17 protein-coding genes are annotated in these 17159 nt (G+C 52.1%); 13 read left to right on the top strand and 4 right to left on the bottom strand.

Features of this window, described 5'->3' with window-relative positions:
* Positions 1-1409: sigma-54-dependent transcriptional regulator (locus AC6R0R_RS06850; protein ID WP_500626159.1), on the bottom strand; the 1409-nt coding region annotated here is incomplete at its 3' end.
* Positions 1406-3292 (bottom strand): sensor histidine kinase, encoded by a 1887-nt coding sequence (locus AC6R0R_RS06845; RefSeq protein ID WP_500626158.1) that lies wholly within the window; start codon positions 3290-3292, stop codon positions 1406-1408. The genes AC6R0R_RS06850 and AC6R0R_RS06845, both read right to left, overlap by 4 nt.
* 460 nt (positions 3293-3752) lie before the next feature.
* Between AC6R0R_RS06845 and dctP the strand changes: the two genes are divergently transcribed.
* The 3 genes from dctP to AC6R0R_RS06830 all read left to right on the top strand — a co-directional run bounded on the left by dctP (position 3753) and on the right by AC6R0R_RS06830 (position 6911).
* Complete coding sequence (gene dctP / locus AC6R0R_RS06840; RefSeq protein WP_500626157.1) at positions 3753-4760, top strand: TRAP transporter substrate-binding protein DctP; 1008 nt, start codon at positions 3753-3755, stop codon at positions 4758-4760.
* A 116-nt stretch (positions 4761-4876) separates the two neighbouring features.
* Positions 4877-5491: a TRAP transporter small permease subunit gene (locus AC6R0R_RS06835; RefSeq protein WP_500626156.1), complete on the top strand. Its 615-nt coding sequence runs from the start codon at positions 4877-4879 to the stop codon at positions 5489-5491.
* Positions 5492-5501: 10 nt separating this feature from the next.
* Positions 5502-6911, top strand: coding sequence for a TRAP transporter large permease (locus AC6R0R_RS06830; protein ID WP_334552457.1), 1410 nt, complete (start codon positions 5502-5504; stop codon positions 6909-6911).
* Positions 6912-6991: 80 nt separating this feature from the next.
* Here AC6R0R_RS06830 and AC6R0R_RS06825 read toward each other — a convergent pair whose 3' ends face one another.
* Positions 6992-7522 (bottom strand): 3'-5' exonuclease, encoded by a 531-nt coding sequence (locus tag AC6R0R_RS06825; RefSeq protein ID WP_487901174.1) that lies wholly within the window; start codon positions 7520-7522, stop codon positions 6992-6994.
* 349 nt (positions 7523-7871) lie between these two features.
* Between AC6R0R_RS06825 and AC6R0R_RS06820 the strand changes: the two genes are divergently transcribed.
* The 10 genes from AC6R0R_RS06820 to AC6R0R_RS06775 all read left to right on the top strand — a co-directional run bounded on the left by AC6R0R_RS06820 (position 7872) and on the right by AC6R0R_RS06775 (position 16855).
* The gene (locus AC6R0R_RS06820; protein ID WP_500626155.1) at positions 7872-8504 is read left to right on the top strand and encodes a DUF2760 domain-containing protein; all 633 of its coding nucleotides are present in this window, start codon (positions 7872-7874) and stop codon (positions 8502-8504) included.
* The gene (locus tag AC6R0R_RS06815; RefSeq protein WP_500626154.1) at positions 8504-10375 is read left to right on the top strand and encodes an Hsp70 family protein; all 1872 of its coding nucleotides are present in this window, start codon (positions 8504-8506) and stop codon (positions 10373-10375) included. Before AC6R0R_RS06820 ends, AC6R0R_RS06815 begins: the two co-directional genes overlap by 1 nt.
* Before the next feature lie 74 nt (positions 10376-10449).
* Positions 10450-13269, top strand: coding sequence for an Hsp70 family protein (locus AC6R0R_RS06810; RefSeq protein ID WP_500626153.1), 2820 nt, complete (start codon positions 10450-10452; stop codon positions 13267-13269).
* A gap of 45 nt (positions 13270-13314) precedes the next feature.
* Entirely contained in the window at positions 13315-14001 is a 687-nt protein-coding gene (locus AC6R0R_RS06805) for a DNA-3-methyladenine glycosylase I (RefSeq protein WP_500626152.1), read from the top strand.
* A gap of 188 nt (positions 14002-14189) precedes the next feature.
* Positions 14190-14417 carry a hypothetical protein gene (locus tag AC6R0R_RS06800; protein ID WP_334552463.1) on the top strand — a complete coding sequence of 76 codons (228 nt, stop codon included), beginning with the start codon at positions 14190-14192 and terminating at the stop codon, positions 14415-14417.
* 87 nt (positions 14418-14504) lie between these two features.
* Positions 14505-15053 (top strand): septation protein A, encoded by a 549-nt coding sequence (locus tag AC6R0R_RS06795; protein ID WP_500626151.1) that lies wholly within the window; start codon positions 14505-14507, stop codon positions 15051-15053.
* A 95-nt stretch (positions 15054-15148) separates the two neighbouring features.
* Positions 15149-15544: an acyl-CoA thioester hydrolase YciA gene (gene yciA, locus AC6R0R_RS06790; protein ID WP_334552465.1), complete on the top strand. Its 396-nt coding sequence runs from the start codon at positions 15149-15151 to the stop codon at positions 15542-15544.
* 90 nt (positions 15545-15634) lie between these two features.
* Positions 15635-15931 carry a YciI family protein gene (locus AC6R0R_RS06785; protein WP_500626150.1) on the top strand — a complete coding sequence of 99 codons (297 nt, stop codon included), beginning with the start codon at positions 15635-15637 and terminating at the stop codon, positions 15929-15931.
* A 5-nt stretch (positions 15932-15936) separates the two neighbouring features.
* A complete protein-coding gene (locus tag AC6R0R_RS06780; RefSeq protein WP_500626166.1) occupies positions 15937-16335 on the top strand; it encodes a GspS/AspS pilotin family protein in 399 nt (132 codons plus the stop codon).
* Between the two features lie 298 nt (positions 16336-16633).
* Positions 16634-16855, top strand: a complete 222-nt coding sequence (locus tag AC6R0R_RS06775) for a hypothetical protein (RefSeq protein WP_500626149.1) — start codon at positions 16634-16636, stop codon at positions 16853-16855.
* Here AC6R0R_RS06775 and AC6R0R_RS06770 read toward each other — a convergent pair.
* Positions 16847-17095 (bottom strand): DUF1289 domain-containing protein, encoded by a 249-nt coding sequence (locus AC6R0R_RS06770; RefSeq protein WP_334552469.1) that lies wholly within the window; start codon positions 17093-17095, stop codon positions 16847-16849. The two genes, AC6R0R_RS06775 and AC6R0R_RS06770, sit on opposite strands and share 9 nt — an antisense overlap.
* Positions 17096-17159 lie beyond the last annotated feature (64 nt).

Here is a 17159-nt window from a genome sequence, read left to right as displayed (position 1 = left end):
TAATCCACAAAGTCACGGCGCTGGATATCGTATTGGGTCATTTTGTTGTTAAGTGTGCGTCGTGGCAGCTCCAATTCGTCCATCACTGCTTGCACATTACCTTTATGGCGTTTAAATGCTTGAACAATCACCTGCCGTTCAAAGTTGTGCACGCGATCCGCGAGGTTGGTTGGATTTGGGCTTGGCGTTAGTGGCTCCGTCCCCAGTACACTGGCCAAATTGACGCCCTGGCCGATACCCAATACATACCGCTCGGCACTGTTTTTCAACTGGCGCACATTGCCGGGCCACTCTTGTTCACACAGTAGCAAACTCTCCTGGTCGCTGAGCGGCTGATAGTCACGTTGGTATTGCATCGCGGCTTTGCGTGCAAAAAATTCGAACAAGAGCGGAATGTCTTCACGGCGATCGGCCAAATCTGGCAAATGCAGTTCCATGACATTGAATCGGTAATAGAGGTCCTCACGAAACTCGCCCCGTTCAGACGCCTGTTTGAGATCGACTTTACTCGCCGCAATCACCCACAAATCCAATGGAATCTCTTGGTTAGAGCCGACTCTTTCCACTTTCCTCTCTTGCAACACACGCAGCAGCTTAATTTGAAAACTGATCGGCATACTCTCAATTTCATCAAGAAACAGCGTCCCTTTGTTCGAGTGCTCAATTTTCCCGATGCGCTTAGACTGAGCGCCGGTAAACGCGCCCTTCTCATGGCCAAACAGCTCACTTTCAAACAAATTGTCCGGTATGGCGCCGCAGTTGACCGCTACAAAGGGGTGATCACGCCGTGCGCTCACCTCATGTAAACATCGCGCCACCAGCTCTTTACCTGTCCCGGTCGAGCCATTGATCACTGTATCCACGGGCGTTTGGCCGAGCATTAAGATCTGCTGACGAAGGGCATTCATTACTGGCGACTCGCCAATCATTCTGCTTTCAAGCGTAGGGCGCTGACTGAGTAAACGCTGCAAGTTCCGGTTTTCCAACACAAGCCGCCGCTTCTCGCCTGCGCGTTGAATTCTGTCAATCAACAAATCTGGCTCTACCGGCTTTTCAATGAAGTCATACACACCACCACGCATCGCGTCGACCGCCATTTTGACATCCCCGTGCGCCGTTACCAGCAGCACCGGAATATCACTGTCGATGGTTTGTACTGCCTTGGCAAATGCTAGACCATCCATTTTTGGCATTCGGATGTCAGACACCACCACACAATGGCTTTGAGCATCAATGGTGGCCAAGGCGCTCTGCGCATCGGCGAAATCTCGCACGCTCAATCCGGCCAGCTGCAACCACTGTTTGGTCGCTCGGCGGATTGCACTTTCATCATCAACCAAGATGACTTCGGGCGGCAACGAGTGACCAAGCGCCGCCAACTCGTCTGACGGGGGAAAAGAGTGTGTCATGAGGAACTCCTTAATTCTGCTTCAGGCGATTCGGCGCACTGGAGTATCAACTGAAACTCGCAGCCCTTGTCGGCGGCAATCACCTCCAACTGCCCACCAAACTCTTCGACAATCGTGCGTGAGACGGAAAGCCCTAAGCCCACCCCCTTCCCTGCCGGTTTGGTGGTAAAAAATGGCTCAAACAAACTCGCCAAGTGTTCCGCCGCGATGCCGGCGCCATTGTCGGTCACCGAGAGCAACACCTCGCTGCCCTGCTGCCAAGTGCGAATCTGAATCTTACCGTGCTCTCGATACCCGTTTGCATCGTCTTCTTTTGCGGTATTGGCGTCTTCAGCAATCGCATCGGCGGCATTGCGGAGCAGATTCACTAACACTTGCTCTAACTTGATCTCCTCCGCGCGCACAAGCAGCGCTGACTCTGGCGGCTGCCAATCGAGCACAATGCGATGTTTGTCTAACCTAGGTTGAACCACCACCAGCGCGTTGCGCACAGACTGTGCGATATCAACGGGCGATAGCGCGCTGACCGACTTGCTGGCAAAGTGCTTCAAGCGTGAGATGATTTTTGTCACGCGGCGAATAAGGTGGTCGATCTCATCGAGATTTTCTTGCGCCATCTCATAACCACCGCGCTCAACCAATAACTGGGTACTGGCTAAATAGGTCAACGTCGCTTGCAATGGCTGACTAATTTCGTGCACCAACTCCGCAGACAGTTGACCCAACGCGGCCAATTTTTCTGCCTGAATCAACTCTTCGTTGGTTTGCCGCAAGATATTTTCCGTACGGATACGCTCTTCGATCTCTCGTTTGAGTTGCGAGTTACTCTGCCTGAGGGCGTTGGTGCGCTGCGCCACCCGCCATTCGAGCTGCTGCTGATGGCGAAAACGGCTCATCAGATAGAGCGCCACCAGCGCGAACACCATCGCTAGCAAGGCGGTCACGATCATTGCGTTGCATTTGCTTTGGGTAAGGTCTTGTAGATCACTGAGGTAGACCAATCGCCAGCCGAGCGCACGAATGTCGCGTTGATGGAGAACGTAGCGTGTCGCAACGCCATCCTCGCCGCGAAGATCCAACACCGTTTTTCCTTGTGGTGAGGCGGGCAAATCCGTATAGCTCAGCGGTTCAATCGGGTGATTGGCGTACTTTTGTGCTTGGCGTAATGCCTCTCGGACTTGGTCAGAAATCGCGCCCAAGGTGCGGTATCGCCAATGCGGCTGACTGGCCAAAAAGATCACACCGTCAGCATCACTGACCCAAACCCCTTCGCCACCTGCGTGCCAACTCGATTCTAATTGAGACATGTCCACTTTGAGGACAGTGACACCAACAATCCGGTTTTCGACGCGAACAGGACGAGAGAGAAACAGACCCGGTTCACCTGTGGTCACGCCAATGGCAAAAAATCGACCATTGCGGCCCGCCATCGCCTCGGTAAAGTAAGGGCGAAAGTGGTAATCATGGCCGACAAAGCTGCCCTCTTGGTTCCAGTTGCTACTGGCAAGGACTTGCCCTGATTTGTCCATTAGATACAGTGCATCCGCACCTGATTCACTTTGCCACTGAGCCAGTTTTTGGTTCACTTCGTCAATCAGCCGCGTTTTCTTTGGCGTTGCCAGTAGCTGCTGCACGTCATCATCTTGCGCGGCAATAAACGGAAGATAGTGAAAGCGTTGATACTCAGCCTCAACGGTAGAGGCGTAGAGGTTCAGCCTCTCTTCACCGACGGTATCAAGCTCCGCAAAATGTCGTGTCTCGATACTCTCGATCCATAACCGAGCCATAACAATAGCCAGTACCGTTGCAATCACCACGATCCAGACCGTGACTTTTCTACTGCTCTCGAGGTGCAGCCCCCACCACGCCGGTTTACTGACCATGATTTCCCTTCTCTGTTGTACGACGACGATTGTGCCTTTCACTGAACTTAAGCAACTCAAAAACCGCGCCAGCCTGTACCCTCTACCGCTTAGCAACAAGCCTGATGGACGCGCGACGGCGTGAATCTTAATAGGTACACAAATAGCACTCACTGCCATCGGCCAAATTTGGCGCATCCAATCACTCAGCCCCCACAAGGATGAGCCAAATTTGGCCGATTTTCTTGTTGCTGCGTCTAAATTGCGCCGTTCATCACGCCTAGTCGGCTCGCTCAGCCCTTTCATCACCGGACGCGGCGCAAACAGTTAACATTATCACAACAAGTTGGCAAACCCCTTGCTATACCCAATGGGTCACAACAAAAAACGGAGCGCCATGTTAAGCAGGCTAAACCTGTCGCGCCCACTTCAACCCTACACGACTGGTGACCAGTCAAATCAATACAACAAGGATGAAAGAATGAAAACTCTCAACGCCACTTTAATCACCGCCCTCGCGTTAAGTGGGTTTGTCGCAACGGAAGTCAGAGCCGCTACCGAGTGGAACGTCTCTCTGTGGGGCAAACGCCGCGCTTTTACCGAAAACGTCGAAAAGCTGGCTGAGCTGGTCGAGGCGAAAACCAACGGCGAGTTCAAGCTCAATATTTCTTACGGTGGCTTATCAAAAGCAAGGGAAAATCTCGATGGCATCTCTTTTGGCGCGTTTGAAATGGCGCAGTTTTGTGCCTTCTACCACGCAGACAAAAACCCCACCATCACGGTGGCAGAACTACCCTTCTCTCAAGATGTATCGCTTGGCCGCGTGAGCGAAATCTACATGGAACTGTTCAAGCATCCGGCCGTGGTTAAGGACCTCGCTCGCTGGAATGCGACGCTCCTTATGCCTACACCAATGCCGCAATACAACATCGTCAGTAAAGGGGATCCGCTAACGTCACTGGAAGACTTTGACGGTCTGCGTGTCCGCGGCCCGGGCGGTATCATGGGTGTGTTAAGTAAACTGGGCGCGATCAAAACCGGTGTTCCGTTTGCCGAAGTTCGTCAGTCCATGGACTCCAATGTTATCGATGCGGCTTCATTTGCGCCGCACGCGCATCTCGCCACCAACTCCTATAAAGTGGCGACGTGGGGCACCACCAACCTCAACTTAGGTTCTGCGAACTGTCCGGTGGTGGTCAACACCGAAGCGCTAGAGATGCTCAAACCCAGTCACCGTGAAGCGCTGCTTGGTTCTGTGGATGAAGCGCTCGATCTCTACGTTCAAAACTACGAACAGAACACCACCGCAAAATACGAAGCCGCAGTTAAAGCGCAAGGTTTGACCATGGTGACGTTCAACGCCGAACAAACCGAGCAGTTGAACACGCTCTCTGAGTCCGTACGTCAAGAGTGGGTGGCGCAGTACAAAGATCAGTTTGACTCTCAAGCGGTCCTTGATTTCACCGCCGGGTTATTCGCACAAAAGTAACTGAACACTAAGCTCGTTGGGCTCAATCTGAGCCCAACGTTTCCTGCTTCACCTTGATTTTATTTTGATGACGTTAATCGCTATTCGATGAATGTCTGAGACAAAAGGAGGCCGAAATGTCGGCTGCTGCGTCCGTACGAGAAGATCACTCTCTGCTCAGTCGAGTGGATCGCTGGTTGTTCCGTTTTGAATCGCTACTGAACTTACTCGGTGGCATCACCATATTTTTATTGGTTTTTCTTGCCACCGTGAACATCTTGGGTCGTTGGCTGTTTAGTGCCCCTATCAGCGGTTATGTGGATTGGGTGGAACAAGCGATGGCGTTTATCGCCTTTCTTGGCATTGCCTACACTCAGCGAATGGGTGGCCACATTCGCATGGACATTGTTGTCGGCCAGTTTCGCGGTCGATGGCTGTGGTTTACTGAACTGCTGACGACCGCGCTGATGCTGATGGTCACTTTCGTACTGATCTACGGCTCTTACCTGCATTTCTGGCGCGCTTACTCGATTGGCGACTCCTCACTCGACATCAATCTCCCCACGTGGCCAGCCAAATTAGTCGTCACTGCGGCGCTGTCGATTCTCGCCTTGCGTCTCTGTTTACAACTCTGGGGTTATGCACGTGCGCTAAGGCAAGGCGGCGACTCGCCAGTAGCCGTACCTTTGATTGAGTCCGCTGCGGAAGTGGCGGCAAAAGAAGCTGAAAGTGTCAGCGGTCACGACAACTAGGAGCCTTATCTTGTCTGATTTATTTACTACGATGGGCAACATGGACAGTATCGAAATCGGTCTGTGGGTGTCCGGAGCCATGCTCCTGTTTGTTCTTCTCGGTGTGCGCGTCGCCTTTGCCGCTGCGATTGCGGGGTTTTTAGGTTTGGTTTGGATCTTTAGTGCCAAACTGGGTTTTGAGCGCGGCTTTATGGTTGCGATCAAAATGGCTGGCACCATCCCTCACTCTAAAGTGTCATCGTTGGCGCTCTCATTGATCCCAACCTTTATTCTGATCGGTTTTCTCGCGTATCACGCAGGACTCACCAAGTCATTGTTTGAGGCGGCGAAGCGTTGGGTGGGCTGGCTCCCCGGCGGCATGGGGGTGGCGACGGTTTTCTCTACCGCAGGTTTTGCCGCGGTGTCGGGAGCGTCTGTAGCCACCTCTGCAGTGTTTGCGCGTATCGCGGTCCCTGAAATGCTCAAACTCGGCTACGACAAGCGCTTTGCTGCAGGCGTGGTCGCTGCAGGTGGCACACTCGCTTCCTTGATCCCCCCTTCGGCTATTTTAGTGATTTACGCCATCATTGTTGAGCAAGATGTCGGCGCGCTGCTGATGGCGGGCTTTATTCCCGGATTGGTCTCGGCACTCATCTATGGCGGCTTAGTCATCTTCCTCGCGATGACGCGCAAAAACTTCGGTCCACCAGTGCGCGGCTACACTTGGAAACAGCGCATGGAGTCACTGCCTGCGGCTGCACCTATCTTCTTTGTTGTCGCCATCATCATGATCTGTATCTATGGTGGTGTGGGTACGCCCACCGAAGCAGGCGCGCTTGGCGCGACCGCCATTCTGTTTGTCGCACTCTATCATGGCAGTCGCTGGCAAGAGCTGAAAAGCTCAATGATGGAGACCGCGAAACTGTCGGCGATGATCTTCGCCATCATTTGGGGCGTGTTGATTTACGTGCGTTTTCTTGGCTTTGCCGATTTGCCGAGCGCCTTCTCAGACTGGATTGTTAGCCTTGAACAAAGCCCGATGCTGACACTGCTGCTGATCCTCTGCGCCTACGCCGTCCTTGGCATGTTTATGGACGCCATCGGCATGCTTTTGCTGACGTTACCTGTGGTCTATCCTGCCATTATTGCCTTAAACGGCGGAATGGATGTCGCCGCAGCAGACTCCGCCTTTGGTGTGTCTGGCATTGGCTGCGCAATCTGGTTTGGCATTATCGTGGTGAAAATGGCAGAGCTGTGTCTCATTACTCCACCGATTGGCTTGAACTGCTTTGTGGTCGCTGGCGTGCGCCCCGAGTGCTCAGTACAAGATGTCTTTCGCGGATGTACGCCATTTTTTGTCGCCGATGTCATTACCATCGCGGTCTTGATCGCCTTCCCGAGCATCGTTCTTTGGTTACCAGAGTTGATTGGCTACGCTTAATCAACGCAAACAGGGAGCCTCGGCTCCCTGTTTGTTTCTCTCTATCGGATTGAATCTCGACACACGCTCAATCTCGCTATCTAGAGCATGGTCAACGCCAATTTGGCAAGGTTGTAGGCATCGACATAGCCTGAGTGCTGGCGCCCTTCCCAGTCAATGCCTTGACTTTCTTGCGCCGCGCGATGCCCAATACGTTTATCTTTCAGGCGATGCTGAATTCGATACAGGGTCGCAAGGTTAATGAACTCTCTAAACGGCATCTCAATGCCTTTCTCTGCGCACTCTTTCGCAAGGATCTGGTCGTCTCGCCCCCATGAGGCATAAATCTTATTGCTACCGCCAAAGTTTTTAATCATCGACTTGATCACCTCGGCTAAAGGGCGACCTTGCTTATCAATTTTGCGCGGTGTAATGCCTGTCAGTTCCGCACAAAACAGTGAAACTTCATCACGCTCGGGTTTGACATAGTATTGCGCTCGCTTAACCACCTCGCCTTTGGCCAAATCGATTTCCGCCAGACCAATTTCAATGATCTCGCCCGTGGTGCCGACACCGTTCTCATTCCAGCAACACATTTCTAAATCGAAACAGACTACTCGGTTGTGGTTCATGACTCGCCTTTAGGTTCGCTATTGTGACAGTAACAAAGCGCCGAATTTTACCCTAACTGGGCGCAAAACTCGACCTCGCGCTGACCAGCATTGCATCGCTTAAACCGATTTGGCGCGATTTTATTTGCCGTTTCTGCGCCCGTTTTCACCATTCATTACGTTGGCATGGTTAAAAAGAGAGCAAATACATCGCCAAATCTGGTGCGAGTTTGCTTTGACACAAGCGGTTTCACTTGAATGTGTTATATTTGCCCCAATTTCATGTCAAATGATTGTGCCGCTGCCAAGGCAGCCAACACAGGCAGCCGTGTTTAGCTCGGCGCAAAATTTAGTTTCCAAGAGAATGATTATGACTTTCGATTTACAAATGATTCCTCAAACCTTCGACATGCTTCATGCCGGATTAACCGCCTCAAGCGTTCTACTGTTACTTGTTGCGGTTTCACGCAAGTCTAAGGTGATTGAGAAAGTGGTTGAAAAGCCCGTTGAGAAAATTGTCGAGATAGAAAAGCCGGTCGAGAAAATCGTCGAAGTTGAAAAAGTCGTTGAAGTCGAAAAGATCGTTGAGAAAGTGGTGGAAGTGGAGTCAAAACTGGCCACGGCGTCAACCGATTCCGCGATGCAGTTGCTTTCATTGTTACAACAAGAAGCGCGTTTAATTGATTTCCTCAAAGAAGACGTCAGTGCGTTTTCTGATGAAGAAGTTGGCGCTGCTGCGCGCGTCATTCATAGTGGCGGGCAAAAAGTACTCGCAGAGTACGTGACCCTTGAGCCGATTCGTCAAGAAGAGGAAGAGAGCCGCATTACTGTGGAAGAAGGTTTTGATCCGCAAAAGGTTCGTCTAACGGGTAACGTGACCGGCCAAGCGCCGTTCCATGGCACCTTGGTCCACAAAGGCTGGAAAGCCAGCGCGATGACGCTGCCTAAGTTGGCGGATCACTATGATGCGTCGATCATTGCACCAGCAGAGGTGGAGCTGTAATGGAACAAACAACAAACGCACCGACCTTCAGTGTCGGTATTGACTTAGGCACGACTCACTGTGTCATGTCGTTTGTTGATACGCGCGTCGAAGATGCGCGTGTCGAGGTGATGGCCATTCCACAATTGACTGCCCCGGGCACGGTAGAATCCCATACTCAACTGGGTTCGTTTCTCTATCAGCCCCATGAGCATGAGATGAACCCTGCTGCGCGCGTTCTTCCTTGGTCTTCAGAACCTAAAGCCTTGGTTGGTGCTATTGCTCGTAACCTCGGTGCTAAAACCCCGATTCGCTTAGTGGCCAGTGCCAAATCTTGGCTTTGTCACGGCGGCGTAAACCGTCGCGACGCGTTTTTGCCCGCAGGTAGCCCGGAAGAGGTCGAGAAGGTCTCGCCTTTGCGTGCGACTGAGCTCTACCTTGAGCACCTCAAAGCGGCGTGGAATCATCGCCATCCTCAGTACCCGCTAGAAGAGCAAGACGTAACCTTAACGGTGCCCGCCTCGTTTGACCCTGCCGCGCGCGATTTAACGGCGGAAGCGGCGCGTCATGTGGGCCTCACACACCTCACACTGCTTGAGGAGCCTCAAGCGGCGCTCTACAACTGGATAGACAACAGCCAAGACGCTTGGCGTGATGAAGTCGAAGTCGGTGATGTGGTTCTGGTGGTCGATATTGGCGGCGGTACCACGGATTTGTCTCTGGTTGAAGTGACCGAAGAAGAGGGTAACCTCGCGCTAAACCGCATCGCGGTGGGCGAGCATATCCTCCTCGGCGGTGACAACATGGATCTGGCCCTCGCCTATCGATTAAAGATGAAACTTGCCCAAGAAGGCAAAGAGCTGCAACCTTGGCAAGTTCAAGCCATGACTCACGCCTGTCGTGATGCGAAAGAAGCGTTGCTCAACGATGCGGATCTGGCGAGCGTGCCGATTGTCGTGCCGAGTCGAGGCTCCAAACTATTGGGCGCGACACTCAAAACAGAACTCACTCAGCAAGAAGTGCAGCAAACACTGGTGGATGGCTTCTTCCCGCAAGTAGGGATTGATGAGCACCCGGTTCAACGTGCGCGCGGCGCATTGACCCAAATGGGTCTGCCGTACGCCCAAGATGCGGGTATCACTCGTCACATTGCGGCTTTTCTCGTCAAACAAGCAGGCGCACAAAGTGGCCAACATGAGTCAGAGAGTGCCATGCCATTTGCTGGTATTCCGGGTATGGCCCCTGCTCCGCTCAGCTTTATCAAACCTACGGCGCTGCTGTTCAACGGTGGCGTATTGAAGTCGCCTCTTTTGGCAGAACGTCTTGAGAGCACACTCAATACTTGGCTCACTGAGGCCAATGCCCCTGCGACCAAGCGATTGACTGGTGTCGACCTTGATCTGGCGGTTGCCAGCGGCGCAGCCTACTATGGCGCGGTGCGTCGTGGTCAAGGCGTGCGTATTCGCGGTGGTATTGCCTCAAGCTTTTATGTCGGTATCGAAAGTGCCATGCCAGCTATACCAGGAATGGCGCCGCCGATGGAAGCACTGTGTGTAGCACCTTTTGGTATGGAAGAAGGCTCAAGCGTGGACGTACCCAGCCAAGCCTTTGGTTTGATCATTGGCCAGCCAGTCAACTTCCAGTTCTTCGGTTCGACCGTGCGTCGAGACGATCTGGCCGGCACGCACCTTGACCATTGGGGGCCAGATGAGCTCGAAGAGCTGCCGGAAATTCAGGTCACGCTGCCCGTCTCTGAAGGTCGTAGAGAAGGCGAAGTGGTGCCCGTCACCCTCTCTTCACGCGTCACTGAGCTCGGTACTTTGTACCTTGAAGCCATTGCCAATGATAACGGCCAAAAATGGCACGTTGAATTTGACGTACGCGAAGAATAATCCCATAACGGCATCCCTTGGATGCCGTTTTTACTCTGATTTCAACCTATCTGCACATTGAAAAGGTTTTCAACATGACCACGGCTCGTTATTTAGTGGGTATCGATCTTGGCACCACCAATACTGTGGTGGCGTATTGTGAGATCACCGCGGATCTCAACGCCTCCCCAGTGGCACTGTTCGATATAGACCAGTTGATTGGTCCCGGTGAGGTGGTGCGTAAACCGCTGCTGCCCTCTTTTCGCTATCATCCCGCGAAGGGGCAGATTGGCGAGCGCGATTTGACGTTACCATGGGAACATCAGCCCGTCTCTGGCGATATGGATCAGGTCATTATTGGCGAATGGGCGCGTGAGCTTGGCGCGAAAGTGGAAGGTCGCCAAGTGGCCAGCGCTAAAAGCTGGCTCTCTCATCAAGGCGTCGACCGCCGCTCTGACATATTACCTTGGGCGGGCGCCAATGACGTCACCAAAGTGTCCCCCTTAATTGCCAGCGCCAGTTACCTCAATCATATACGTCAAGCTTGGAATCACCGCCATCCGAGTGACCCGCTTGAAGTGCAAGATGTGGTGATCACCGTACCGGCCTCCTTTGATGAAACTGCGCGGAAATTGACTCTCGAAGCCGCCGAGCTCGCAGGGTTAGACAAGGTGGTGCTCCTTGAAGAGCCGCAAGCGGTCTGCTATGACTGGTATGCACGTCATCAAGAAAACGCCGCCGACGCGCTATCGAACGTACCTTTGATTCTCGTCTGTGATGTCGGTGGTGGCACCACGGATTTGAGCTTAATCTCCGCACAAGTCAGTGACGACCATGCGCTGACGTTAAACCGCATTGGAGTAGGCGAGCACTTGATGCTCGGCGGAGATAACCTCGATCTCGCCCTAGCCCATTTGGCGGAGCAGCGTCTAAACAGCGGTAAAAAACTCAATGCGGCGTCGCTGTCCAAATTAATTCAGCAGACGCGCAGCGCCAAAGAGCAGTTGCTGAGTCGCCAAGCGCCCAACGATGTCAAAATCACCATGCTAGGCAGTGGTTCTAAGCTGCTTGGCGGCACTAAAAGTGTGGCGCTTGGCAAAGATGAAGTACACCAAATTGCGCTGGAAGGTTTTTTCCCTCTCAGTGACATCAACGAGGGCCCAGACAAACGCCGCAGCGCTGTCGTCGAGTTCGGTCTGCCCTATGTTTCCGATCCTGCGGTGAGTAAACATGTCGCCGCTTTCTTGCAGCAACATCAAAGTGTCGCTCTTGACGCACTCAAACACACATTAAGCACAGCACCAGACAACACGTCGGCCGTCCCGGTTGGCTTGCTACTCAATGGCGGTGTTTTTAACAGTGAACTTATCAGCGAACGATTGGAGACGCTGCTTAGCCAATGGCGAGGCGAGCCTGTCCGACTGCTGGACAACCCACACCCCGATTGGGCAGTGGCGCTAGGCGCCGTGGCATTTGGTAAAGCGCGCCGCGGTGTACAACTCAAGATCGGTGGCGGAGTCGCACGCTCCTATTTCCTCCATTTACCAGACAAACAACGTTTGGGCCATGCACTGTGTTTATTGGCCAAGGGCTCAGAGGAAGGCCAAGAAATCCGACTCACAGGACGTCGCTTTTCCCTCACTCTCGGCGAGCCGGTACGCTTCAATCTTCTGACTTCAACCCATGATCGCATTCGCGACGATCAAGCGTTGCAAAATGGAGTGATGGTTGACGTTGACCCTGACAAGCTTTCGCCTTTGCCTCCTTATGTCGTGACACTGGACAGCCAAGGGGCACAGTTGCACGCCAATCAAAAAGAGCGGGTCGAAGTTCAACTGGCGTGCCAACTGACCGAAGTGGGCACATTGAAGATGGAGTGTGTGAGCGTCGCAAACGAGCAGCAACGCTGGGCAGTAGAATTCGAAGTTCGTCATCAAAAAGAAGAACAGAAACCACACAGCCTGCCCCCAAACTTACCGCACTGCCAAGCACTGATCAGCAAACTCTACAGCGCGAATAAAAAAAGTGCGGAGGAGGCGGACATTCGCACCTTGAGTAAATCCCTTGAACGTCAACTGGGCAAACGCGATGAGTGGGACTTCACCACGCTTCGGCAGCTGTTTGACACCTTGGCTCAAGGAAGAAAGCGTCGCCGCCGCTCAGAAGCACACGAGAAACAGTGGTTACGTTTGGCTGGCTATACGCTACGCCCCGGCTTTGGCGATGTCACCGATGATTGGCGGATTGAGCAAGTGTGGGGGCTCTACTCGCAAGCGATTCAATTTAAAAATCACCAAGGCTGGACGGATTGGTGGGTGTTCTGGCGCCGAGTGGCTGGCGGACTCAATCAAGAGCAGCAAGAGCAACTGCTCGCCGATATTGCTAAGTACCTGCATCCCGGTGCGATGAAAAACCCGCAATCGGCCAAAGCCGCGCAAGAGATGGGGTATGAGTCGATGGTGAGACTGGCCGCCTCTTTGGAACATTTAGAGGTGGAAGATAAGACGCTGCTGGCCAACTGGTTTTTAAGCAAAGCGCTCAATCAAAACCAGTTCAACGATGCCCACTGGTGGGCGCTAGGCCGCCTTGCTTCCCGTACTCCGCTCTATGGCAGTGCGCACAATGTGATTGCTCGGGAGCAGATTCAGCAATGGCTGCCCACCTTGCTTGACCAGCCGTGGCAACAAGACCGAATGGTGGCCTTTGCGGCCGTAATGATGTGCCGTAAAACCGGCGATCGCCAGCTCGATATCTCAGACGAATTTCGCGCCGAGGTCGTCGCAAAACTTAAACAAAGCAAGTTGCCTGAAGCTTGGATAACCCTGGTTGAGCACGTTAGCGAACTGTCAGGCACGGAGTCAAAACGCGTGTTTGGTGACGCACTGCCGCACGGGTTAACGCTGATTAAATCGTGATCGCTGAGCGTCATTGGCTCAGCGCTAAACACAAGGAATCATGGTATGACGATTGAAAAATTTACCCAGATTGAGGCGCGAGCAGCAGCGCGAAAAGGCGGCATCGCGCAGTTGGAATCTCTGCTCTCTCACCCGCTTTCTCGTGACGAAATCGCCGCGATACCCAACGATCGCTGGCTTTCCGCCTTTAGCATGAAGGTGTTTCAAAGTGGCATCAGTTGGAAAGTCGTGCGCAACAAGTGGCCAAACTTTGAAGAGGTCTTCTTTGGGTTCGATATCGAACGGCTATTGATGCTAGGTGATGAACATTGGGATGCCAAGTCTGAGGATGCGCGTATCATTCGCCATCACGCGAAAGTGAAATCGATACAAGCCAACGCACAAATGATCTACGAGGCTTCATTGCAACACGGCTCGTTTGGTCAGATGGTCGCGCAGTGGCCAAGTGAGCGTATCACCGAGCTTTGGGGGTACTTAAAAACTCATGGGCAGCGTCTAGGCGGCAACACTGGGCCTTACACCCTGCGCCAAATGGGGGTCGACACCTTCATTCTCTCCAGCGATGTGGAAGCCTATTTGCGCCAATGCAAAATCATTGAAGGCGGCAAAGACACTAAGCGCTCGTTACAGGCCGCCAGTGACGCATTCACTCAATGGCAGCAAGAGAGCGGACGTAGCCTCACACAAATCAGTCAGATCATTGCATTCAGCACCGGCGACAACCGAATTTAATCTCAATTGGGTTCGCAATTTGAGACGTGCCAGTTTTATGACATATGCACTCTGGCACTCATATTATAATTCAAAGAGATAGACCTCATCGACAAGTTGGCACTCTCTATGCTTCGTCTCTACTAGTTCTCGACAAGGTTGAGTGAGGCATCGCCACACTGCGACCACAGTGAAAAACGAGGTCTGTTATGGAACATCATCGCCACACCTATTATCGCTTAATCCACCACGGTATTAAGACCCTAGTTCAAGACCGATTCGGCCACTACAGCGAACTCGAATATCACGAGTACCTTAATGTGATGACCGGTAAATCGAGCTGCTTTGCCATGAGTGACGAGGAGTTGCTGTTTACGGTCGAGAGCCTGCGCGAAGAGGGCTATTTAGAGGACTTCAAACGTCAACTACCCCACTGAGTTGTTTCAGATTGTCACTAAGCCCTATGTCCGACGCTGGAATTTGGTTAGACTTAGGGCAATTTTATCCAATCATAGAATTTAGATATGAAACAATTGCTCGACTTCATTCCGCTGATCATCTTTTTCGCGCTGTATAAAATGGTCGACATCTACGCTGCCACCGGCGCTTTGATAGTCGCGACCGCTATCCAGATTGCCATTACTTATTTCGTCTACAAAAAAGTCGAGAAAATGCAGTTGATCACCTTTGTGATGGTTGCGGTATTCGGGGGCATGACCATCTTCTTGCACGATGACAATTTTATTAAGTGGAAGGTGACGATTGTCTACGCCGTTTTCGCGATTGGACTCGCGGTGAGCCACGCCATGGGTAAATCGGCCATAAAAGGCATGCTTGGTAAAGAGATCACTCTGCCCGACAGCGTGTGGGCTAAAGTCACATGGGCTTGGGTCGGCTTCTTTGCGTTCTGCGCCGCACTCAATATCTACGTCGCCTATGAGCTGCCGCTTGACGTCTGGGTTAACTTCAAGGTGTTCGGCCTTTTGGCGGCTACCTTTGGTTTTACGCTGCTTACAGGCGTCTACATCTACAAACAAATGCCTAAAGATGAGTCAAACACCAGCAACTCATAAGCTGACTTCACAGCGCAAAGTTTGCTAAACTGTTGACTTTCCAATTTAACAGCGGCCTCCCCGGTCGCTGTTTTGTTTGTCGATGTCCGCAAAATATGAACAATACCTACAATGCCCCAAAGGGCCAACTACTCCTTAGAACGTTAGCTATGCCAGCCGACACCAACGCCAACGGTGATATTTTTGGCGGTTGGATCATGTCTCAACTCGACCTTGCAGGTGGGATCCTCGCAAAAGAGATTTCCAGTGGCCGAATTGTGACTGTCTCGGTCTCTAGCATCACCTTTAAAAAGCCCGTCCGCGTCGGTGACGTGGTCTGCTGCTACGGCGAATGTAAGAAGATTGGCCGCAGTTCGATGAGCATTGATTTGCAAGTGTGGGTCAAACCCGTCAAAGAGCACGGCGTTGAAGACAGATACATGGTCTGTGATGCCACATTCAACTATGTAGCGATTGATAGCGAAGGGCGACCTCGTGCAATAGAGCGATGATTCGCTTCACAAATTGTTAGTGTCGGCGCGTCGTTTTCGCCACACTTAAGGTACATTAATTCCCTATTCCACACGATAAGGATTTTGACTATGTGGTACGTCATTTTTTCTCAAGACGTTGAAGATTCACTCGAAAAACGCTTAAGTGTCCGTCCTGCGCATTTAGAACGTTTGCAAGCGCTGCAAGACGAAGGCCGACTGTTAACCGCCGGCCCTATGCCTGCCATCGATTCAGAGAACCCAGGCGAAGCTGGCTTTACAGGTTCAACCGTCATCGCCGAATTTGACAGTTTAGAGCAAGCGCAATCCTGGGCGGATGCCGACCCTTACGTTGCCGCTGGGGTCTATCAGTCCGTTATCGTTAAACCCTTTAAGAAAGTGTTTTAGTGGTCATGGCGATCCTGCGCCGCTCGGCGGCTTTGCTCGGGCTAGTGGTAATGACGCTCGCGGGCTGTTCATCCAATGCGGAAAAGCAACGTAACCTCGAATTGCTTGCAGAGAACCGCGCGAGCGTGCTTTCTGCCGAACTGCCACTTGAGGCGGGGCCACTCTCCATCTTGCGAGCAAGCGCAAGTGGGACGACGATTGAAATCATGATGGTCTACAATACGGATGCTCGAGGCGCAAAACCCGCTTCACAACTGCTCAACCAAAGTATCAATGTCTACTGCACCAACCCAGACACCAAAGCCAATATGGAAGTCGGACTGAGTTATCGCATCAAGATTCGTAATACTCGCGGTCAGTTAATGATCGATGAATTGATTACGTCACAGCGTTGCCAATCCTAACAACAACGCCTATCCAACGCCTTGCTTATCGCAAGGCGTTTTTGATTGACCCTCACCCAAAAGTTGATTGCGTTAAGCAAAATAAATTATGAACTTTTTATTTCAATCACAGAGACTCAAGCGAGAAACAGAAGACTAACTATTCCCGATGGTTACCTCATGATGTCTCTCTTTTGACCCACTCTAAAACACATTTTTTTTGAGAAATTTCCTCGATTCATCCCTTCGGCGCATTGACGTTTTTTTAACCAGTAACTAATTTTTCATATTAGTGTCATAACCGTGGAGGATCGCCCAAATGAAACGTGCTAGTAACTCGTACCGTCTGCAACTGATTAAAGAAGTCGCAACTCGGCAAGAACGCTTACACAGCGGCGATCCCATGGTGAACCACATTCAGCACATGTTGGATGCAAAACCCAAAGCCGACGCCTCACCTGAGACAAATCGACGCTTTATCGGCTGTCATTTTGACGAACATGCAGGTGGTTGGGTGAGTGACCAGTGGGGATTAAAATAACGGTTGTTGCGGATCGATAGGAGGCTCAGGTGGTGATGCGTCTGAGCCCTGTTTTTTGATTTTTCGCAGGTAGCGCTGACGGCAGAGCTTGATCACATGCAACTGCTGAGCGGGCGACATCGACAACCAGTTGAAACGTTCCTCACGCTTTCTCATGCACCCCTGACAATAGCCACGTTCGTCCACGGTGCACACACCGACGCAAGGACTGGGGACTTGAAAAAACTCGAGCTGCTCCATGGTACGCCTTATTTCACTCTGTCCGCTGCAACTTGGCTTGTTGATCGCAAAGATAGTGAACAAC

It is taken from the genome of Vibrio sp. R12-SW3-ISO1 (assembly GCF_059834005.1).
This window is presented reverse-complemented; position numbering and strand designations above follow the sequence as displayed.

Bases quoted from the DNA above. Each gene is read 5' to 3' on its own strand.
- AC6R0R_RS06820 (WP_500626155.1), top strand. From the start codon at position 7,872: ATGACTTTCGATTTACAAATGATTCCTCAAACCTTCGACATGCTTCAT.
- AC6R0R_RS06815 (WP_500626154.1), top strand. From the start codon at position 8,504: ATGGAACAAACAACAAACGCACCGACCTTCAGTGTCGGTATTGACTTA.
- AC6R0R_RS06800 (WP_334552463.1), top strand. From the start codon at position 14,190: ATGGAACATCATCGCCACACCTATTATCGCTTAATCCACCACGGTATT.
- AC6R0R_RS06825 (WP_487901174.1), bottom strand. From the start codon at position 7,522: ATGAACCACAACCGAGTAGTCTGTTTCGATTTAGAAATGTGTTGCTGG.
- AC6R0R_RS06805 (WP_500626152.1), top strand. From the start codon at position 13,315: ATGACGATTGAAAAATTTACCCAGATTGAGGCGCGAGCAGCAGCGCGA.
- AC6R0R_RS06785 (WP_500626150.1), top strand. From the start codon at position 15,635: ATGTGGTACGTCATTTTTTCTCAAGACGTTGAAGATTCACTCGAAAAA.
- yciA (WP_334552465.1), top strand. From the start codon at position 15,149: ATGAACAATACCTACAATGCCCCAAAGGGCCAACTACTCCTTAGAACG.
- AC6R0R_RS06770 (WP_334552469.1), bottom strand. From the start codon at position 17,095: ATGGAGCAGCTCGAGTTTTTTCAAGTCCCCAGTCCTTGCGTCGGTGTG.
- AC6R0R_RS06810 (WP_500626153.1), top strand. From the start codon at position 10,450: ATGACCACGGCTCGTTATTTAGTGGGTATCGATCTTGGCACCACCAAT.
- AC6R0R_RS06795 (WP_500626151.1), top strand. From the start codon at position 14,505: ATGAAACAATTGCTCGACTTCATTCCGCTGATCATCTTTTTCGCGCTG.
- AC6R0R_RS06835 (WP_500626156.1), top strand. From the start codon at position 4,877: ATGTCGGCTGCTGCGTCCGTACGAGAAGATCACTCTCTGCTCAGTCGA.
- AC6R0R_RS06845 (WP_500626158.1), bottom strand. From the start codon at position 3,292: ATGGTCAGTAAACCGGCGTGGTGGGGGCTGCACCTCGAGAGCAGTAGA.
- dctP (WP_500626157.1), top strand. From the start codon at position 3,753: ATGAAAACTCTCAACGCCACTTTAATCACCGCCCTCGCGTTAAGTGGG.
- AC6R0R_RS06775 (WP_500626149.1), top strand. From the start codon at position 16,634: ATGAAACGTGCTAGTAACTCGTACCGTCTGCAACTGATTAAAGAAGTC.
- AC6R0R_RS06780 (WP_500626166.1), top strand. From the start codon at position 15,937: ATGGCGATCCTGCGCCGCTCGGCGGCTTTGCTCGGGCTAGTGGTAATG.